14 protein-coding genes are annotated in these 12,309 nt (G+C 55.5%); 5 read left to right on the forward strand and 9 right to left on the reverse strand.

What is annotated here, in order from left to right:
• The first annotated feature begins 85 nt into the window (after window positions 1–85).
• Window positions 86–1,537: a PAS domain-containing protein gene (locus ACK4S7_RS01655; RefSeq protein ID WP_409643860.1), complete on the forward strand. Its 1,452-nt coding sequence runs from the start codon at window positions 86–88 to the stop codon at window positions 1,535–1,537.
• A 1-nt stretch (window position 1,538) separates the two neighbouring features.
• Here the strand turns inward: ACK4S7_RS01655 and ACK4S7_RS01660 are convergent, their stop codons facing one another.
• The gene (locus ACK4S7_RS01660; RefSeq protein ID WP_409643862.1) at window positions 1,539–1,988 is read right to left on the reverse strand and encodes a response regulator; all 450 of its coding nucleotides are present in this window, start codon (window positions 1,986–1,988) and stop codon (window positions 1,539–1,541) included.
• A 239-nt stretch (window positions 1,989–2,227) separates the two neighbouring features.
• Here ACK4S7_RS01660 and ACK4S7_RS01665 point away from each other — a divergent pair, with 239 nt between their 5' ends.
• On the forward strand, window positions 2,228–4,453 hold the full coding sequence (locus tag ACK4S7_RS01665; RefSeq protein ID WP_409643864.1) for an EAL domain-containing protein: 2,226 nt from the start codon (window positions 2,228–2,230) through the stop codon (window positions 4,451–4,453).
• Window positions 4,454–4,458: 5 nt separating this feature from the next.
• On the opposite strand, the gene ACK4S7_RS01670 is transcribed toward ACK4S7_RS01665, so the two are convergent.
• Genes ACK4S7_RS01670 through xseA form a run of 3 tightly spaced genes read right to left on the reverse strand, consistent with a single transcriptional unit; the run spans window position 4,459 to window position 7,035 of the window.
• Complete coding sequence (locus tag ACK4S7_RS01670) at window positions 4,459–5,385, reverse strand: M23 family metallopeptidase (RefSeq protein ID WP_409643866.1); 927 nt, start codon at window positions 5,383–5,385, stop codon at window positions 4,459–4,461.
• Window positions 5,363–5,566, reverse strand: a complete 204-nt coding sequence (locus ACK4S7_RS01675) for a DUF2093 domain-containing protein (protein ID WP_409643976.1) — start codon at window positions 5,564–5,566, stop codon at window positions 5,363–5,365. Before ACK4S7_RS01675 ends, ACK4S7_RS01670 begins: the two co-directional genes overlap by 23 nt.
• A gap of 44 nt (window positions 5,567–5,610) precedes the next feature.
• Window positions 5,611–7,035 carry an exodeoxyribonuclease VII large subunit gene (gene xseA, locus ACK4S7_RS01680; RefSeq protein WP_409643868.1) on the reverse strand — a complete coding sequence of 475 codons (1,425 nt, stop codon included), beginning with the start codon at window positions 7,033–7,035 and terminating at the stop codon, window positions 5,611–5,613.
• On the opposite strand from xseA, the gene purD reads away from it, so the two are divergent.
• Entirely contained in the window at window positions 7,019–8,299 is a 1,281-nt protein-coding gene (purD, locus tag ACK4S7_RS01685) for a phosphoribosylamine--glycine ligase (protein WP_409643870.1), read from the forward strand. The genes xseA and purD overlap by 17 nt on opposite strands.
• A 94-nt stretch (window positions 8,300–8,393) precedes the next feature.
• On the forward strand, window positions 8,394–9,095 hold the full coding sequence (locus tag ACK4S7_RS01690; RefSeq protein ID WP_409643873.1) for a hypothetical protein: 702 nt from the start codon (window positions 8,394–8,396) through the stop codon (window positions 9,093–9,095).
• Between the two features lie 6 nt (window positions 9,096–9,101).
• Here the strand turns inward: ACK4S7_RS01690 and ACK4S7_RS01695 are convergent, their stop codons facing one another.
• From ACK4S7_RS01695 to ACK4S7_RS01710, 4 genes are read right to left on the reverse strand one after another with little or no spacing between them, the layout of a single operon-like run.
• Window positions 9,102–9,284 (reverse strand): DUF1272 domain-containing protein, encoded by a 183-nt coding sequence (locus ACK4S7_RS01695; protein WP_409643875.1) that lies wholly within the window; start codon window positions 9,282–9,284, stop codon window positions 9,102–9,104.
• A gap of 10 nt (window positions 9,285–9,294) precedes the next feature.
• On the reverse strand, window positions 9,295–10,029 hold the full coding sequence (locus ACK4S7_RS01700) for a M48 family metallopeptidase (RefSeq protein ID WP_409643877.1): 735 nt from the start codon (window positions 10,027–10,029) through the stop codon (window positions 9,295–9,297).
• Complete coding sequence (locus tag ACK4S7_RS01705; RefSeq protein ID WP_409643879.1) at window positions 9,986–10,420, reverse strand: YcgN family cysteine cluster protein; 435 nt, start codon at window positions 10,418–10,420, stop codon at window positions 9,986–9,988. Before ACK4S7_RS01705 ends, ACK4S7_RS01700 begins: the two co-directional genes overlap by 44 nt.
• Before the next feature lies 1 nt (window position 10,421).
• Window positions 10,422–10,949: an SCO family protein gene (locus ACK4S7_RS01710; protein WP_409643882.1), complete on the reverse strand. Its 528-nt coding sequence runs from the start codon at window positions 10,947–10,949 to the stop codon at window positions 10,422–10,424.
• A gap of 149 nt (window positions 10,950–11,098) precedes the next feature.
• On the opposite strand from ACK4S7_RS01710, the gene ACK4S7_RS01715 reads away from it, so the two are divergent.
• Complete coding sequence (locus tag ACK4S7_RS01715) at window positions 11,099–11,752, forward strand: ankyrin repeat domain-containing protein (protein WP_409643884.1); 654 nt, start codon at window positions 11,099–11,101, stop codon at window positions 11,750–11,752.
• 27 nt (window positions 11,753–11,779) lie between these two features.
• On the opposite strand, the gene msrB is transcribed toward ACK4S7_RS01715, so the two are convergent.
• Window positions 11,780–12,262: a peptide-methionine (R)-S-oxide reductase MsrB gene (msrB, locus tag ACK4S7_RS01720; RefSeq protein WP_409643886.1), complete on the reverse strand. Its 483-nt coding sequence runs from the start codon at window positions 12,260–12,262 to the stop codon at window positions 11,780–11,782.
• Window positions 12,263–12,309: the final 47 nt, after the last annotated feature.

Genomic DNA, 12,309 nt, shown 5'->3' on the forward strand with positions numbered 1-12,309 from the left:
GTTTGCAGGAATATGTCATAATATTGGAACGCGACGCTGTAACAATTATTTGTTGATGTACTTTCGACGAGGACAGAAATTAAACATGATTCATCAGGATCAAAAATCTTCGGCGGCAGCGGACCACGACTATTGGCAGGAGCCGGTCAAGTTCAGCGAGATTGTCACGGGCGATGCTCCGGCAATGGTCGGTGAGGTAGACTATCGACTGATGGCCGACGCAATTCCTGCTTTATGCTGGATTGCCCGGGCCGACGGCTACATTTATTGGTATAACCGGCGGTGGTATGATTATTGTGGATCTACGCCCAACGCATTGGAGGGCTGGGGTTGGCAATCAGTGCATGATCCCTTGGAGCTACCAAAGGTAATCGAAAACTGGAATCGCGCCATTCAGCAAGGCGAAGCGTTTGAAATGACCTTTCCGCTTCGCGGCGCGGACGGGCTTTTTCGCCAGTTTCTCACGCGGATCGTTCCAGTACTCGGACAAAATGGCGATATCGTGCGCTGGGTGGGAACCAATGCCGAATTTGAAAGTGAGAACAGTGCAAAAGATGCGTTGGCTGTCAGCGAAGCCAAGTTTCGCGTCCTGACTGACGCGTTGCCGCAGATGGTATGGTCGACGCGCCCAGACGGTTTTCACGATTATTATAATGCCAGATGGTATGAATTTACGGGTACAATTCCTGGATCGACAAATGGCGATGGGTGGGTCGACATGTTTCATGCCGACGATCGCGAAGTTGCTTTTGCAAGATGGAATCACAGCATCGCTACCGGCGACGACTATGAAATCGAATATAGAATCCGGCACCACAGCGGCGAATATCGCTGGACATTGGGCAGGGCATTACCAGTGCGTGATGACAGTGGTCAAATTTTGCGCTGGATCGGGACGTGCACGGACATTCACGAAAGTAAGTTGATCGCCGAGCGTACCGAGTTGATGAGTAAGGAACTAAGCCACCGGATTAAAAATATCTTCGCCGTGGTAGCGGGCCTGATTGGCCTATCTTCGCCGAAAGATGTTACCACGGCAAAATTTGCAAAGCAGCTTGCAGGCCGCATTTCCGCGCTCGGGCGCGCGCATAATTTCGCCCGGCCGCATAGCGAATTGTCGGACCCAGGCCGCGATTTTGGGACACTTCACGGCTTGCTGGACGAAATATTGAAGCCTTATCAGATCGAGGGACGGCAGCGCTATGATATTAGCGGCGCCGATATTGCGGTCGGCGAACGCAGTGCCACGCCAATTGCGCTCGTCGTTCACGAACTTGCGACCAATGCCATGAAATATGGAGCACTGGCCACGACGGATGGCCGGGTACATATCGAGACAACGGTCCGGGATGATGAAGTTGTAATTTCATGGACCGAAATGGGTGGCCCTCCGGTAGATTCCGCTCCGGACTCTTGCGGATTTGGTACTCAATTGTCTGAAATAGGCATAACCAGCCAACTCGGCGGACAAATTAATCGTCTGTGGAACACAACAGGGCTAAAGGTTGTGATGACCGTCCCGTCAGGTCATCTGTAATTTAATTCTGTTTTATACCGCTTCGGTTGGAAAACGCTTGATCATTGTCATTACCAAAAACGCGGATTGATGGCGGCGGTGTCGAAGTGGCTCCATTCACATGGTCCAGCATAAATTCCAGGGCCGTTTCCACTGCAATTTCGTCAACCGGCTTGGAAAGGCAACCGATTGTTCCTGCGACCCCTTCACCGAGGCTCGCTGGATTGGCAGTAAGGAACAACACGGCGACCCCATAGTTCTGGGCCAGCATTTTGCCAATAGTTGGCCCTGTTTCCCCGTCACGCAGATTGACATCAACCAGTGCGAAGTCGGGCTTCTCACTTGCTAAACGCATGGCCGTTTCGGCGTCCGGCGCAATGCCAATGGGTTCAAAGCCCAAAGTCGACAAAGTGCGGCTCAAATTCAGTGCCACTAAAAATTCGTCTTCCACGATAAGAATTGTCTTACCCATCAGATTCACTCAACTGTTACTACAGATATGGTTAAAAGCCCGGGAACGGCGATGGTTCCAACGGTTCGTCCCGTCCTGCCATGATCTCGCAACGTAGGGTTGGTAGGACGAAGCAAGGACTTATGTAGAATTGCTTCCGTAAAAACATATATTTTTTATGTGCTTAGCTGCTGTTTTGTTTACCTTTCAGCAAGACCCTATTGGTACAGGGGCTGCGGACCGGAAAGAAGTAGCGAGTAATGTCTGCGAAATCAGCATCGGGTTTGCCCGGTAGCATCAGTTTACCAGTCCAAGGCACCCGCCGTTTTTTCGATAGATGGACGTCACAAAAGGGCGATGCGCGTGGAGACAGCGACGCTTTCGGCTCTCCCGATGAAGCCTTCCTCCTATTGCGTAATTTTGAGGCCAGCGGCCGTGGATGGTTTTGGTCCACGGACTCCAAAGGCTGCGTGACCTACCTGAGTGCACCCGTCATTGCGCTTTTGAACAAGAATCCGGAAGAGATAATTGGCCAGCCTTTTCTGAACCTGTTCCAAGACGTCGAACATGATGAAAGCCAGCGGACGCTCCCATTCATTCTGACCAAGCATTCGAAATTCGATGACCTGCCAGTTCAGGCTGCGTCGACGGGCGCAGAAATCTGGTGGTCCGTATCAGGCGAACCATTTCGCGACAGCGCCGGTAACTTTGCGGGTTTTCGAGGCAGCGGCACTGACATTACAAAAATGCGCCGGTCTGCCGAAAGCAACTCAAAGCTTGCCACTTATGATTCCCTTACAGGCCTGTTAAACCGGTTCCGGATGTCAAAGCTGCTCGAGACAATGTTGCCAGCATTCCAGCTACAGAAACGGTCCTGTGCTTTAATCTTGGTCGACCTCGATCGATTCAAGCAGGTCAATGATACACTTGGCCATCCTGCCGGTGATGCATTGTTGAAACAGGTGGCAGATCGTTTGGTCAAAACCATTGGGCCAAACGAAAAGATTAGCCGCTTAGGTGGTGACGAATTTCAAATATTTCTGCCGGACGTGGAAGACCGCGGGACGCTGGGTGACCTTGCCGAGAGAATAATTCGCGCGTTGTCGCAGCCTTATTCTGTGGACGGCTGCCGATGCATTATTGGCGCGTCCGTCGGCATCGCTGTCAGTCCGTTTGACGGGCAAACGAGCGAAGACCTGATCCGCAATGCAGATCTGGCGCTCTATGCTGCAAAGGCTGGCGGGCGCGGACGGTTCCGTTTCTTTTCGAGTGATTTGCTTCAGGCAGCCGAAGACCGCCGCATTCTTGAGGAAGATTTACGTGACGCGCTAGCCAAGAACCAGATGTGGCTGGCCTATCAGCCAGTCGTGGATTCTAACACAAACATCGTTTCGGGCTTTGAGGCCTTATTGCGTTGGAGCCATCCTGATCGCGGATCCATACCGCCGTCTTTGTTTATCCCCATTGCCGAAGATGCAAACCTGATTGGCGCGCTCGGGGAATGGGCATTGACCCGGGCTTGCGAAGAGGCAACGAAATGGCCGGGAAAATTGAAGGTCGCGGTGAACATTTCGCCAAGCCAGTTCGCAACGAGCAACTTTCCCAAGATTGTCGAAAATGCGCTTTTCACTAGCGGGTTGCCGCCGATACAACTGGAACTTGAAATTACAGAAGGTGTGTTTCTTCAGGAATCCGCGGATACTGACAGCATATTTGCCGCGCTTAAGAAAATCGGGGTCAGGCTGGCGCTCGATGATTTTGGCACTGGCTATTCGTCGCTTGGCTATTTGAAAACAGCCCCGTTCGACAAAATAAAAATCGACCAGAGTTTCGTTCGCGGGGCGACAGACCCGGCCTCGCGCAACGGCGCGATTATAGCTGCCATTGTTGCCTTGGCCGATGCCCTAGATCTGGAGACAACTGCTGAAGGTATCGAGACGCTTGATCAATTGGAGTTGGTCCGCAGTCTGCGCGTCACCCACGTGCAAGGTTATGTCTATAGCCAGCCAGTGAGTAACGAAGTTCTGCTTGAGCGGTGTGCGGCGGGTGAATGGATCATTCAGCCTGCCGGGCCCCCTGTCCAAAGAAGCGACCGTTTTTCCATGTATCGCAAGATCGCGGCGATCCATGACAATCATCGCTATGCGGTCGTCTTGCGAAACATATCGGTGTCAGGGGCGCTGATCGAAGGCATATATGACGTACCGATCGGAACCAAATTTGTGCTGGATTTCGGCGATGGGCAACTGGCGGTATCGACCGTAATGCGTTCGGCGGGGTGCCAGCAAGGCGTTGCATTTGAAGAAAGGCTCGTCAGTGACGGAAATGGCGGGTTATGCACCAGCCGGCGCGTGTCGCCTTACATGTTGGCAGCAGCAAGCCAGTCGGTAACGCCCATGTCGCAGGGGCAGTATGCCAGCGTCGGTAACAAACTTCCAGCAGGCGTGCCGGCTTTCAGCACCGTGTACGATTGGAAGTCAGGCTAAGCAGTTTAAGACGCCGGCATCAGCAATTTGGGATCAATCCGGGCGTCGTTCCATTTCATACCCCAGTGTAAATGCGGTCCGCTGGCCCGTCCTGTTGCCCCGACGCGTCCGATGACCTGGCCCTGTTTTACAAAATCACCCTCTTTGACCAGAAGTTCGGAACTGTGCAGAAAGGCACTGTTAAGGCCCATTCCATGGTCAATCATCAGCAAATGGCCCTCCAGCGTGAAGGCGTCAGACGCGGCGAGGACGACAACACCATCGGCTGGCGCAACAAATTCCGTGCCATTGGGTGCAGCGATGTCCATTCCGCTGTGATAACTGCCGGGGGTTCCGTTATAGATGCGCTGTGACCCGAATAGCCCGGAAATGCGTCCGGGGACTGGGCGAACAAATTTCTGCCGCCAGCCATTGCTTTCGTTGCGAACCAAGCGCGCCGCAGCAATACGCGCGAGTTCAGCGCCACGGCGGGCTTGAAACTCGGCCGATGTTTTTGCCGCGCCATTTAAATTCGCGCGAACATATTCGATGCGCCAGTTGCCGGGGGCGACGGATATATGCCGTTCGACGCGGCGGCCATCAGCGAGTATAGCAACCAGACTGGACTGCATCGGGGCATCACGGTCGAAGCCTAACAAAAAGAACCCCTCGGGGCTAAGCTTCACTTGTTCATTGTCCAGAAATATCGAATGAGCGCCCTTTGGCCCACGGGCGGTGACCAAACCGCCTTGAACAGCCAAACCGGATAGCCAGAAGTCGTCCTGATTCGATCTTGTTTCTGGTGCGGTGAGCGCTGGTTGCGTTTGGGGCGAGGCTTGCGGCCCGGCAACAACATGCGTCGCTGCAAAGGCAAAAACAATGATGGCGGTGATCGCTGTCGGCACTGCCCGGCGCATTCGGCCCAACAGATCAGCCCTTGGACAATGCGGCACGGGCGGACGCCTCTGCGCTCGCATAAGGCTCTTGTTTAACAACGCTCCAATATCGCAGCTCCTCCAACGGAATAGCTTGGCCCGTCACCACGCAAACGACATGGTCGCCTGCGGTAAGCATACGAAAACTGTTGGCCATATAATGCAGGCGCGCGACTTTGTTTTTGGACGACATCAACATGAGGCCATTATGGCGCATCATTACCCGATGGGCAATGCGCTGCATCATCCGTCAAACAGGTTACCCTGATTAACTGGCGGCTTATTTGGTTTCGGCGTCACTGGTCGGGAAACGGCGCTGCCGTTGACGAGGGCGCCTACTTCCCCGTCGACGAATCGCAGCGTGACTTCGCCAGCTTTGACGGCGGCGTCACGTGTCATGATGGTCTTGCCCTGTGCATCGGTCACGCGTGCAAAGCCGCGTTTCAACGGGGCCTCGGGATGCAGGCTGCCGGCAAGCCGGGTGAATGCATCCAGCCGCTGCTGCCCGTGTTCAACACGACGGATCAGAAGGCGTGGGTGCAACATCAGTGCTGGCCCTGAGTAGGCAATTTCTGCCTTGCCGACTCGCGTGCGGAGCGATTGGCGCAGCCGCTCGGCCAGATCATCGGTGCGTTGCTGATGTGGTGCGGCCAGATCAGACAGTCGCGGCATAAGCCTTCGCTGTGCTTCAAGCCGCTCTGCCGCCAAATCGACGCGCTTGCGGACGCAGTTGGACATGCGCAAGCCAAATTGTCCGACACGCTGCAACAGGTCATTGCGGACGGGCACTGCGATTTCGGCGGCTGCGGTAGGTGTCGGCGCGCGCAAATCGGCGGCAAAGTCGCACAGGGTCGTATCGGTTTCATGCCCGACCGCCGAGATGATCGGTATCGAACAATTGGCGACCGCACGGACCACGGCTTCGTCGTTAAAGGCCCAGAGGTCCTCAATCGATCCGCCCCCACGGGCGACGATCACAAGGTCGGGACGGGTTGCCGCACCATCCTGGGGCATCGCGGAAAACCCGTTTATGGCGCGTGCAATCTGCGCCGCCGATCCTTCGCCCTGCACCAATACCGGCCAAACGATGACATGCGTTGGAAAACGGTCCGCCAGCCTATGCAAAATGTCTCGGATGACTGCACCCGTGGGCGATGTGACAACGCCGATTGTGCGGGGCAGCGACGGCAGCTTTTTCTTACGTTCAGGCGCAAACAAACCTTCTGCGGCAAGCCTGGCCTTCAGCTTTTCAAACAAAAGCATCATCGCGCCTTCGCCCGCAACCTCAAGACTGTCGACGACGATCTGGTAATTGGACCGGCCCGCATATGTGGTGAGCTTGCCTGTGGCGACTACCTCAAGCCCGTCTTCTGGCGCAAACGGAAGGCGCGCAGCGCCGCCTTTCCACATTACCGCGTCAAGCCGCGCATTGTCGTCCTTCAGACAGAAATAGATATGCCCCGATGCGGCGCGCTTGAAACCCGAAATCTCGCCGCGGACGCGGACATGGCCAAATCTGTCCTCAACCGTGCGCTTGAGTGCGAGCGACAGTTCGGACACGCTCATCGCCTGGGCATTGTCGCCGGGGCGCTCGTCGGCTAACAGGCGGGCAACTTGCGGGTCAGCGGTTTCAAAGGGATCAATTGCGGACATGAATATCTTGCTCATCGGTTCAGGCGGTCGCGAACATGCGCTGGCTTGGAAGCTCGCGCAATCGCCAAATTGCGATACACTCTTTGCGACGCCGGGCAATCCTGGGATCGCAGAGGAAGCGGAACTGGTCGACCTTAACATCGCCGATCACGCTGCCGTAATCGCCTTTTGCGCTGGTCACGACATCGGCTTGGTCGTGGTAGGCCCCGAAGCGCCTTTGGTCAGCGGCCTTGGCGACAGCCTGCGCGATGCAGGCATCCCCGTATTTGGCCCAAACCAGAAAGCGGCGCAGCTTGAAGGGTCAAAGGGCTTTACCAAAGACATGTGCGCTTCTGCTGGCATCCCGACCGCAGGCTATGCGCGCCATGACAGCAAGGCGTCGGCGCTGGCTGGCCTTGATGCATTTGCCGCGCCTTATGTTATAAAGGCAGATGGCCTGGCGGCAGGCAAAGGGGTTATCATCGCCGACACGCTAGCCGAGGCAGAGGCTGCCATCGAAGATATGTTCGGCGGCGGTTTTGGTGATGCCGGTGCGTCGGTCGTGATCGAAGAGTTCATGACTGGCGAGGAAGCAAGTTTCTTTGCCCTGACCGACGGGCGTGATGTTGTCGCCTTTGGCTCAGCGCAGGATCACAAGCGCGTGGGCGATGGCGATACGGGCCCCAATACCGGCGGCATGGGTGCTTATTCGCCCGCTTTCGTTCTTACCGATGCATTGCAGGCACAAGTAATGGAGCGCATTATCAAGCCGACAGTTGCCTATATGGCGGCCAACGACATGCCGTACTCCGGCGTGCTGTTTGCAGGTCTCATGCTGACCGACGAAGGGCCAAAACTGATTGAATATAACGCACGGTTCGGTGACCCGGAATGCCAGGTGTTGATGACCCGTTTCGAAGGTGATCTCGCCGCGTTGATGTTGGCGGTGGCGACGGGGACGCTCGCGCAAGCTGAAGCGCCCGTGTTTTCGTCGCAGGCAGCGTTGACGATTGTCATGGCCGCCAAGGGCTACCCCGCGATGCCCGAAAAGGGAGGCGCCATCAATATTAGGGAACTATCGGGGACCAAGATTTTCCACGCCGGGACTGCTGAGTTAAATGGACAATTGATAGCCGACGGAGGGCGCGTGCTTAACGTCACCGCAACCGCGGCAACAGTCACGGACGCACAGGCTGCGGCTTATGCCGCGGTTGATTGCATCGAATTTCCCAGTGGCTTTTGCAGGAGAGACATTGGCTGGCGCGAAGTTGTGCGGGAGGCGGCAACGGGCACAGCCTGACTGACTTTTTGACTGCTACAGATTAGCACTTTCACGCTTCGGCAAAATTGCGTAATCCCGCAAGAAACCTGAGGTCTATTCTGGGAGGAATGTCATGTCGGACTATTTACCAATCATCATCAGTGCGGTGCTTATAATTGCGATATTGCTTTGGTGGTTGCTTGCGCTTGACGGCGTGAAGAAATCAGACAGCGCGCCCAAAGACACCGTATCGCCACCCGCATCGCCTGCCGTTCCTGCGCCGCCCATTGCGCCAGTCGCCCCAGATATTGTCCCGCCAAAATTGATGGACGACCCTGCGCCAGCGTCGAAAACGGCCAAGGCCGTGGTTCAACCGCCGCTAAAAACTGCCGCCACAAAAAAAGCGGCCACGGTAAAGGTGCCTACAACAAGGGCCACGTCACCCAAGCCGGCATCGCCTAAAGCCAACGTCACTAAAGTTGCTGAACCAACAGCAGTGGCCAAGCCTGCGTCGGCAAAAGCAAAAACCGAAGTTGCGCCCAAGGTAAAGGCAGCGAAGCCTGCGGCCCAGGCAGCGGTCCCTGACAATCTCGAACTGATCAAGGGCCTTGGTCCTAAGGTAAACAACCTGCTGAAAGGATTCGGCATCACCAGTTTTGCGCAGGTGGCCAACTGGACAGCCGATGATGTCGCTGAAATGGATGGCAAGCTTGGCGCGTTCGCTGGCCGCATTGCCCGTGATAACTGGATTGATCAGGCCCAGCTGCTTGCAGCCGGCGACGTTACCGCTTTCGAGAAGAAATACGGCGCGCTTGGTAGCAACGTAAAGCGCTAAATCGGCTTATTTCTGACGGCGTGTCGGGCGGGGCTGGAGGTTTCCGCCGCAATTGGGGCAGTGTCCGTTTAGCGGGCCCGTGACGCAAGCCACACAGAAGGTGCATTCATAGCTGCAAATCATCGCATCGCTGCTATCCATCGGCAGCGGGGTTTCGCATCTTTCGCATTTCTGGCGCATTTCGAGCATCAGCTTTTCCTTATCGTCCGACCCGTTGCAAACCCGTACCGTGCATTTTGAGCCACTGGTCAGCAGCCTTGCGGTTGCCGTCATACAGCATATCAAGCCATGCGTAGAATTCGGCACTGTGGTTCATATGGCGAATGTGCGCGACCTCATGCGCGATAACGGAGCGGCGTACATAAGCAGGCGCCATGATCAGGCGCCAGCTCAATGAAATTGTGCCGCGGCTTGAACAACTACCCCAGCGGCTGCGCTGGTCACCGAGCGATAGACGGGGCACGGGTTCATTGGCCTTGTCGCAATAATAAGCAATTTCTTCTGTATAAATACGGCGGGCCTCGGCCTTCAGCCATCGCAATATGCGTGCTTCGACGGAAGATTCGGGACCACCAACGCGCAAAATGCCCTCACCGCACCGGACGCTGCGCGGCCATTCCTCGCGCCATTCGATAATATGGCTTTCACCGGCAACGGCAATTTCACCGCCAGGGGCGACTGCGGCCGCGTCTGGCACGCTGTTGAGCCGTGTGGCGATCCATTCCCGCTTTTTCGCAACAAAATCGAGCGCAACATTGGTGGGTGTATAATGCGGCATCGTGATGCGGATCTCGCGTTTGACGGCATCGGCACGCATTGAAATTCGCTTGGTGCGGGCATTGCGATGGATGCGCACGGGTACGCGCTCTCCCTCAATCACCACTTCTGGATCAGAGAGGCTGTTCGACAATATGGTTTTCAAGCGGTCCAGCATGCACTTCCGATATTGCCCGACCTTTGACGGACATGCCAGCGTCATGAATCGTCTCGCGGCTACCACTCATGAGATAATGCCATTCCGGCAGTGGCTTATCTGCAGCACGCAGCACATAAGCGCAGGTTGACGGCAGCCACACATAATCGTCAATCTTGTCAGGCGTTAGCCGAAGGCATTCGGGTACGATTGCCTTGCGCCCGCGATAATCAGCACATTGGCAGGTTTGCAGGTCAAGCAGCTTGCAGGCAACATTTGTCGGGTAAATGCGGCCTGTATCCTCATCCTCTACCTTGTTCAGGCAGCATTTGCCGCATCCATCGCATAACGCCTCCCATTGCGCGCGATCCAGACTTTGAATCGGGGCCTGCCAAAAGGGCGCGTCGGTCACATCAACGGACCCATTTGGCGAGTTCCGCCTCCACCAGATCGGGCGCACCTTCATTGGCATCGGTATTGGGAACGTCGGCAGGCATGAGTGCCAATGGCTCACCCGCTGGACCCATGAGATAGGGCGTCTGGCTGTGGCTCATGAGATAGCTTTCCGGGCTGCTGCCTTCGACACGGCTGGAATAAATTGCAAATTTCTTGGCTGTCTCGGCAATTTCAGCTTCGGTACCGGTCAGGCCAATCGCGCGCGGATGAAATGCGCCGACAAATTGTTTCAACACCGCACTGGTGTCACGCAAAGGATCCACGGTGATGAATATCGGCTGGATCTTGGCAGCCAATTCCGGATGCTTCTTCTCGTACGCTTTCAGGCCAGCCATGAGATTCTGCATGTCGGGCGTGCATATATCTGGGCAGTTAGTATATCCGAAATAGACGATCCGGTAGGAACCGTCGAATTCCTTGAAGCTGCGTTTGTTGCCGTCCTGATCGGTCAAAAGAAAATCGCCGCCGATTGTTGCACCCGCCAATGGGGCTTCGCTGAGCGGCAGTTGGGAAGGGGCAGAATCACATGCCGTTAAAAAAAGAAGGGCGGATAGCGCAAAAAGCGGAGTTTTGTTCATAGCGAGGCCAGACATGGTCTGCTAAAGCCAGGTAATCAAGATTATTGGATATAATAATGGGGCACATTCTGTTGAAAAAGGCATTTTTTACTGCCGTAGCTGTTGGACTTATGTTGCCAGCGGCGGTTGGCGTTGTTGCACCGGCGGCCATGGCCCAGTTTTCGGACAGCTATAACTTCCTGAAAGCCGTCAAAGACCGCAAGGGTGAGGAAGCCGAAAAGTTTCTGTCAGAACCGGGTTCCGTCATTATCAATACCCGCGATATCACGAGCGGCGAAACCGCTTTGCATATTGTTGTCCAGCGGCGCGATTCTACGTGGCTTGGCTATTTGCTGCAAAAGGGCGCAAACCCGAATTTGGCAGATAAAAAGGGAACGACGCCTTTAATGCTGGCGACGCAATTGGGGTATGTCGACGGCATCGACTGGCTTACGCGTAAAAACGCGGAGGTAGACCAAACAAACCGAGCAGGCGAAACAGCGCTTATTCTTGCCGTGCAACTGCGTAATGCTGATGCTGTGCGGGCCTTATTAAAGGCAGGGGCCAATCCGGATAAAACCGACAGTAGAGCCGGCTATTCGGCGCGCGATTATGCCAAACAGGATGGCCGGGCTTCGGCCATTGCGGCAATCATCGAAAACCACGGCAAGGCCGATGCGGCAAAAAAACCTGCCGAGCTCGATTTTTCAGGCATCGAGGGACCGAAATAGGCCTTAGCCGAAAGGTGTCCGGTCGCTTCAGCCGGGCACAAACTTCATCGCGGCTCCGTTCATGCAATAGCGCTTGCCAGTGGGCTTCGGTCCATCGTTAAAGACATGCCCAAGGTGGCCACCGCAACGTGCGCAATGCACTTCGGTACGTGGAAGACCAATTTTATAGTCGGTCTTCGTGCCTACGCCGCCAGCCATAGACGTGTAGAAACTCGGCCATCCAGTGCCGCTTTCAAACTTCGTCGATGACGCAAACAGCCGCTGACTACAGCCAGCGCAGACATACGTACCCTTGCGCTTTTCGCCATTTAGCGGGCTGGTATAGGGCCGCTCGGTATCCTCCTTGCGCAATACGCGATAGGCGGCGGGCGACAGGCGCTTTTTCCACTCCGCGTCGCTATATGTTACGGCAAAGCTGGCCTTGGCTGTCGCATCCTTGCCACAGCCAAATATAAACGCCGCCGCCCCCATGCTGGCGAAGGACAGAAATTTGCGTTTGTTCAGCTGCATGACACGGTCCCTTATAAGCTCTGCCTGTAGATACGCCGCAGAGGTCG

The sequence above is a fragment of the Sphingorhabdus sp. genome (assembly GCF_046292425.1).
In the GTDB taxonomy this organism is placed as follows: Bacteria; Pseudomonadota; Alphaproteobacteria; order Sphingomonadales; family Sphingomonadaceae; genus Sphingorhabdus_B.

What these genes read in the sequence shown, in the direction of transcription:
- ACK4S7_RS01695 (WP_409643875.1), bottom strand. Translation starts at nt 9,284, where the DNA reads ATGCTCGAAATGCGCCAGAAATGCGAAAGATGCGAAACCCCGCTGCCG.
- msrB (WP_409643886.1), bottom strand. Translation starts at nt 12,262, where the DNA reads ATGCAGCTGAACAAACGCAAATTTCTGTCCTTCGCCAGCATGGGGGCG.
- ACK4S7_RS01700 (WP_409643877.1), bottom strand. Translation starts at nt 10,029, where the DNA reads ATGCTGGACCGCTTGAAAACCATATTGTCGAACAGCCTCTCTGATCCA.
- xseA (WP_409643868.1), bottom strand. Translation starts at nt 7,035, where the DNA reads ATGAGCAAGATATTCATGTCCGCAATTGATCCCTTTGAAACCGCTGAC.
- ACK4S7_RS01665 (WP_409643864.1), top strand. Translation starts at nt 2,228, where the DNA reads ATGTCTGCGAAATCAGCATCGGGTTTGCCCGGTAGCATCAGTTTACCA.
- ACK4S7_RS01660 (WP_409643862.1), bottom strand. Translation starts at nt 1,988, where the DNA reads ATGGGTAAGACAATTCTTATCGTGGAAGACGAATTTTTAGTGGCACTG.
- ACK4S7_RS01715 (WP_409643884.1), top strand. Translation starts at nt 11,099, where the DNA reads ATGGGGCACATTCTGTTGAAAAAGGCATTTTTTACTGCCGTAGCTGTT.
- ACK4S7_RS01675 (WP_409643976.1), bottom strand. Translation starts at nt 5,566, where the DNA reads ATGTTGATGTCGTCCAAAAACAAAGTCGCGCGCCTGCATTATATGGCC.
- purD (WP_409643870.1), top strand. Translation starts at nt 7,019, where the DNA reads ATGAATATCTTGCTCATCGGTTCAGGCGGTCGCGAACATGCGCTGGCT.
- ACK4S7_RS01690 (WP_409643873.1), top strand. Translation starts at nt 8,394, where the DNA reads ATGTCGGACTATTTACCAATCATCATCAGTGCGGTGCTTATAATTGCG.
- ACK4S7_RS01655 (WP_409643860.1), top strand. Translation starts at nt 86, where the DNA reads ATGATTCATCAGGATCAAAAATCTTCGGCGGCAGCGGACCACGACTAT.